Origin of the sequence: Spirillospora sp. NPDC046719, from assembly GCF_040645715.1 — a bacterium.
In the GTDB taxonomy this organism is placed as follows: domain Bacteria; phylum Actinomycetota; class Actinomycetes; order Streptosporangiales; family Streptosporangiaceae; genus Spirillospora.
In genome coordinates this window covers 1-1978 of sequence record NZ_JBEYYT010000826.1, presented here as the reverse complement: position 1 = coordinate 1978, position 1978 = coordinate 1, and the positions used below count along the sequence as shown (strand labels likewise).

Below are 1978 nucleotides of genomic sequence, written 5' to 3'. Positions count from 1 at the left end.
GCCCGGCCCGGTGAGCGCGGCGCGGGTCAGCTCCCGCTGGGCCTGGAAGGCGCGGGTGACGTCCTCGTACCACTCGGCGGCCAGCATCCGCGAGACCGCCTTGCCGATCGCGATGAACGGGGTGGGGCGCGGCACCTCCAGCAGCGCGAGGCCCCGGTCGCGGGCGGCGGCGAGCAGCTCGGGCGGGACGTCGGGGTGGATGACGCCGACCGCGAAGCCGAGCCCGGCGACGCCCCGCCCCACGAGCCGGTCGACGTAGCCGGCGGCGCCGCCGGGGGTGAGGCGCATGCCGGTGGTGAGGACGAGCTCGCCGCCTTCGAGGAACGGGGTCGGGTCCTCCAGCTCGCTGACCGCGACCCACACGACGGGCGCGTCCGGCAGGGCGCCGGTGAGGGGGCGCAGGCCGAGCTGGGGGAGGGCCGCCACGGCGGCCAGCGTCGGCGGCACCCGGACCCCTCCGTCCCGTGTTCGGCCCTCTTGTGTTCAGCGCGTCCAAATCTTTGGACGGATTTCGCCGTCCCGTACGGTTCATCGTAGGGGCCGTTCGGCTTATGTTCGCGCCATGACCAGCCAGAACCTGAGCGGCGGCGAGCGCCTGCCGCAGGAGCGACGCGTCGTGACCGAGATCCCGGGGCCGCGGTCCCGGGAGTTGCAGGAGCGCCGCGCCGCGGCGGTGGCGCCCGGCGTCGGCAGCGTGCTGCCGGTGTACGTGACGGACGCGGGCGGCGGGGTGGTCGTCGACGCGGACGGCAACTCGCTGATCGACTTCGGCTCCGGCATCGCGGTGACGGGCGTCGGCAACGCCAATCCGCGGGTCGCCGCGCGGGTGAAGGAGCAGGCGGACCGGTTCACCCACACCTGCTTCATGGTGGCGCCGTACGAGTCGTACGTGGCGGTGTGCGAGAACCTGAACCGGATCACGCCCGGCGCCCACGAGAAGCGGTCGATCCTGGTCAACAGCGGCGCGGAGGCGGTGGAGAACGCCGTCAAGATCGCCCGGTACGCGACGGGCCGGCAGGCGGTCGTGGCGTTCGACCACGGCTACCACGGCCGCACGCTGCTGACGATGACGCTGACCGCGAAGAACATGCCGTACAAGCAGGGGTTCGGCCCGTACGCGCCCGAGGTGTACCGGATGCCGCTCGCCTACCCGTTCCGGTGGCCGACCGGGCCGGAGAACTGCGGCCCGGAGGCGGCGGCGCAGGCGATCGACCAGATCAGCAAGCAGATCGGCGCGTCGAACGTGGCGGCGGTGCTGGTCGAGCCGATCCAGGGCGAGGGCGGGTTCATCGTGCCGGCGCCGGGGTTCCTGCCGGCGATCGCGGAGTTCTGCCGCGCGAACGGGATCCTGTTCATCGCCGACGAGGTGCAGACGGGCTTCGCGCGGACGGGCGACATGTTCGCCTGCGAGCACGAGGGGATCGTCCCGGACATCGTGACCACCGCGAAGGGCATCGCGGGCGGGCTGCCGCTGGCGGGCGTCACGGGGCGCGCCGACATCATGGACAAGGTGCACGGCGGCGGGCTCGGCGGCACCTACGGCGGCAACCCCCTCGCGTGCGAGGCGGCCCTCGCCGTGCTGGAGGAGATCGAGGAGGGCAAGCTCACCGAGCGGGCCCGGCGGATCGGGGAGACCATGCTGCCCCGGCTGCGCGCGCTCGCGGCGAAGCACGAGGCGATCGGGGACGTGCGGGGCCGCGGCGCGATGATCGCGATCGAGCTGGTCAGGCCCGGCACGAAGGACCCCGACCCCGAGCTGACCGCGGAGATCGCGCGCCGCTGCCACGCCTGCGGCGTGCTGGTGCTGACCGCCGGGACGTACGGCAACGTGCTGCGCTTCCTGCCGCCGCTCGTCATCCCGGAGCACCTGCTCGACGAGGGACTGGACGTCATCGAGGAGGCGTTCGCGGTCTGACCGCGCGATCGCCCGGCGGCTGCTCGGCCGAGGCGTCCCACATCAACGGCGCTGTGCCACCGG

General features: G+C 73.7%; 2 protein-coding genes. One reads left to right on the top strand and one right to left on the bottom strand.

From position 1 onward, the window contains the following. Window positions 1-447: PucR family transcriptional regulator ligand-binding domain-containing protein (locus ABZ914_RS50690; RefSeq protein WP_500201727.1), on the bottom strand; the 447-nt coding region annotated here is incomplete at its 3' end. A 115-nt stretch (window positions 448-562) separates the two neighbouring features. Here ABZ914_RS50690 and gabT point away from each other — a divergent pair. Next, window positions 563-1915 carry a 4-aminobutyrate--2-oxoglutarate transaminase gene (gene gabT, locus ABZ914_RS50685; protein ID WP_500201726.1) on the top strand — a complete coding sequence of 451 codons (1353 nt, stop codon included), beginning with the start codon at window positions 563-565 and terminating at the stop codon, window positions 1913-1915. Window positions 1916-1978 lie beyond the last annotated feature (63 nt).

Excerpts from the sequence above, each read along its gene's own strand:
- gabT (WP_500201726.1), top strand. The coding sequence starts at position 563 with ATGACCAGCCAGAACCTGAGCGGCGGCGAGCGCCTGCCGCAGGAGCGA.